The sequence below is a fragment of the Corynebacterium sp. HMSC071B10 genome (assembly GCF_001814825.1).
Taxonomy (GTDB): Bacteria; Actinomycetota; Actinomycetes; order Mycobacteriales; family Mycobacteriaceae; genus Corynebacterium.
Window position 1 is genome coordinate 1 of sequence record NZ_KV818013.1, and the last position, 2,121, is coordinate 2,121.

Consider the following 2,121-nt stretch of genomic DNA (forward strand, 5'->3'; position numbering starts at 1 on the left):
CGGCATGGTGTACTTCTGCACTCTCACGAAGAAAAGCGCGATCGGGGAGGCGGGCAAGTGAGCGCCGTGGACGGGACCGTGGGCCCGTGGTCGTTGCTCGCCCCGATTCGGACCCGGATGCGTGCGGTGGTCGCGTTATCCGTCCTGTCGTCGGTGGCTACCGTCGCTTCGCTGGTCGGCATCATCGACATCGCGATGACGTACCCGGAGGCTTCGGAGCATCGGACGTGGTTGGCCGTGGCTGTCATCGTCGTCGCCGCAACGGTGCGCATGGCCGCGGACGGCGCCGCCGGCATGCTCTCGCACCGGGCGGATAACGACCTGCAGCTCCACCTCCGGCGCCGGCTGGTCGCCCAAATCCGGAAGTTACCGCTGGGCTGGCTGGACGCCCGGCGCTCGTCGGGAATCATCGAGTCGGTTGAGAAGGACGTCGCGGCTGTCCACCAGCTCATGGGCCACACCGTCGGTGAGACCGTGGTGGCGGTGCTGGTTCCCCTGCTTTCCCTCATCGCGCTCGTCGTGGTGGATTGGCGGATCGCGGTGGTGGCGGTCGTTCCGGTGCTGGTCACCTTCGCCCTGATGGGCGTGATGATTTCGCGCGGAGCCGCTCTTCAGCGCGACTACGAGCGAGCCTCCGAAGGAGTGACGGCCGCGGTCATCGAGTTGGTGCGCGGTATCCCGGTGATGAAGTCCTTCGGGCGCGCTAACCAGGGCGCGGGTCGCTACGATGCCGCGGCGTTGTCGTTCGTCCGCGCGTGGTCCGCCTGGTCCCGGCAGTCGAACATCTATCTCGGGCTCATCGACGTGGTGACGTCCCCGACCACAGTCCTTGCGGTGGTGTGCGGGGCCGGCCTCGCTCTGAGAGACGCCGCGGGCGGCATACCGGAGGGTCTCGTCGCCGGGCTGGTTCTCAGCCTTGGACTCTCCGCGGCGATCGTGCGGGTGGCCATGAACTCCGAACCCATCATCGCGGGGATCGCCGCCCTGAAGTCCATCGCGGAGGTGCTGAGCACGCCGCCGATCGCCGAGCCCGCCGAGCCGGTGCCCGCACGCGAAGGCGCGCTCGAGGTCCGGAACCTGGTCTTCTCCTACGGCGATGGGCCGCGGGTCCTCGACGGGATGTCCGCGACGTTCGAACCAGGGACCCTCACTGCGCTGGTGGGGTCCTCCGGTTCCGGAAAGTCCACCGTCGCCCGGCTGTTGGCGCGTTTCCACGACCCCGTTGAAGGCTCGGTGCTGCTGGGCGGCGTCGATCTTCGCGACATCGCCGTGCGCGACGTGCACCGCTCGGTGTCGGTGGTGTTCCAAGATCCGCAGTTGTTCACGCTGCCGTTGCGGGAGAACATCCGGCTGGCCAGGAGAGACGCCACCGACGACGAAATCATGGCGGCCGCGAAGCTCGCGAACCTCGATGCGGTCATCGCGGCGCTGCCGAAGCGCCTGGATTCGGTGGTCAACGTCGATGTGACCTTTTCCGGTGGTGAGGCGCAGCGCGTGGCCATCGCGAGGTCGATCGTCACGGACGCGCCGGTGCTCATCTTCGACGAGGCAACCGCTTACGCGGATCCGGCTTCCGAGGCCCTCATCCAGTCCGCAATCGAGCGTTTGGCCCGTTCGCGGACGGTGATTGTGATCGCGCACAGGTTGAGCACGATCCGCAACGCCGACCGCATCCTCGTTCTCGATGGGGGAGCGGTCGCGGAGGCGGGTACCCACGACGAGTTGCTTGCGCGCGGTGGCCGCTACCGGGATTTGTGGCGCGCGTTCGCGCTCGACGACGAACCATCCGCCCCGCGGGGCACTGAATCAGACGATGAAAAGGCGGCAAACCGATGATTCGGGACTTGTGGTCGATGACGGATCGGCGCTCGAGAATGACGCTGGTGTGGCTCATTGCGTTGGCCACGCTTGCCGCGCTGGCCCAGGGAGCGGCGTTCGTCGCGCTGCTGCCGCTGCTGTCGGCTCTGGCCGAGGGAGATGATGCGACGGCGTGGCGTTTCACCGGCGTCATCGCCGGCCTCGCGGCCGCCCATGCGGTGCTGTCCCTCGCCGCGGGGACGGTCGGCAGGGCGAATTCCGCAGCGGTGCTGTCGTCCCTGCTGCATTCCCTGGGCGAACGCG

General features: G+C 67.9%; 1 protein-coding gene and 1 pseudogene. Both read left to right on the top strand.

The genetic code is table 11. The features are described 5' to 3' along the window. Positions 1 to 57 precede the first annotated feature (57 nt). Positions 58 to 1,836 carry an ABC transporter ATP-binding protein gene (locus HMPREF2990_RS08715; RefSeq protein WP_070764130.1) on the top strand — a complete coding sequence of 593 codons (1,779 nt, stop codon included), beginning with the start codon at positions 58 to 60 and terminating at the stop codon, positions 1,834 to 1,836. Further along, positions 1,833 to 2,121, top strand: a pseudogene (locus tag HMPREF2990_RS08720) (ABC transporter ATP-binding protein); the annotation flags it as partial. The gene HMPREF2990_RS08715 and the pseudogene HMPREF2990_RS08720, both read left to right, overlap by 4 nt.